Raw genomic sequence first — 1,094 nt, 5'->3', positions numbered from 1 at the left:
TGACGGCGGCCGCGAGCCGCCGTCGTCCGGCCGCGGGCGCGGTGGCGGGCGGTGGCGCGGGCCATCGTAGCCACGGTAGTAGTAATACGGCACGCCGTACCCGTAGTAGCCGTAATAGGACGGGCCGTAACCGTAGTAGGGCACCGCGCCGTAGGGCGAGTAGTACTCGGAGTAGCCGGCCGGGTAGCGGTATTCGACCGACGGGGCGCCACGGTAGTAGCCACCCTCGCCGCCTCCGGCGTAATCGTAGGTGGCGCAGCCGCCCAGTGCGGCCAGCAGTCCAGCGGCGCAGATCAGGCGCAGTTTCATGGCGTTTGCCCTCCAGCAGGCTGGCTGACAGGTTCGGTCCGTGGCATTGAATCCCCCCTTAACTTCATCGGCTGCACTTGAACGCTTAAGTTGCGCGCAACGACGGCGAACCGGCGCGGGTCGCGGGCGCTGCACGTTGGCGACGATACGCTACCCTTTCGCGCATGGTCTCACGTTTTCTGCCCGAGTTCGGCGACGTCCTGGCGGCCGCCGCACGCATTGCCGCGCACGCGCGGCCGACCCCAGTGCTGCGTTCGCGGGCGCTGGATGCCGCCACCGGCGCGCAGCTGTACTTCAAGGCCGAACACCTGCAGCGCGGTGGCGCGTTCAAGTTCCGCGGTGCCTGCAACGCGGTGTGGGCGCTGGACCCGGCGCAGGCGGCCTGCGGGGTGGTCACCCATTCCTCCGGCAACCATGGCGCGGCGTTGGCCCTGGCCGCGCGCACCCGCGGCATCGGCTGTCATGTGGTGGTGCCGGAAGGCGCGGTCGCCGCCAAGCTCGCCAACATCGCCCGCCACGGCGCCACGCTGTGGCGTTGCGCGCCCAGCATCGCCGCGCGCGAGGCGCTGTGCGCCCAGGTGCAGCGCGATACCGGCGCGACCCTGGTGCATCCCTATGCCGATCCGGCGGTGATCGCCGGGCAGGGCACCGCGGCGCTGGAACTGTTGGACGCCAGTGGCGGGTTGGACCTGCTGGTGGTGCCGGTCGGCGGCGGCGGCCTGGCCGCGGGCAGCCGCCTGGCGCTGTCGGCGCGGGCGCCGCAGGCGCAGTTGCTGCTGGCCGAG

The 1,094-nt window shown here is 71.8% G+C and carries 1 protein-coding gene and 1 pseudogene; one reads left to right on the top strand and one right to left on the bottom strand.

What is annotated here, in order from left to right; translation table 11 throughout:
- A pseudogene (locus tag D183_RS0113240) lies at positions 1-309 on the bottom strand (hypothetical protein); the annotation flags it as partial.
- 164 nt (positions 310-473) lie between these two features.
- Here D183_RS0113240 and D183_RS0113235 point away from each other — a divergent pair.
- A partial coding sequence (locus D183_RS0113235) for a pyridoxal-phosphate dependent enzyme (RefSeq protein WP_017909421.1) occupies positions 474-1,094 on the top strand: 621 nt, incomplete at its 3' end.

Origin of the sequence: Xanthomonas sp. SHU 199, assembly GCF_000364665.1 — a bacterium.
In the GTDB taxonomy this organism is placed as follows: Bacteria; Pseudomonadota; Gammaproteobacteria; order Xanthomonadales; family Xanthomonadaceae; genus Xanthomonas_A; species Xanthomonas_A sontii.
This window is presented reverse-complemented; position numbering and strand designations above follow the sequence as displayed.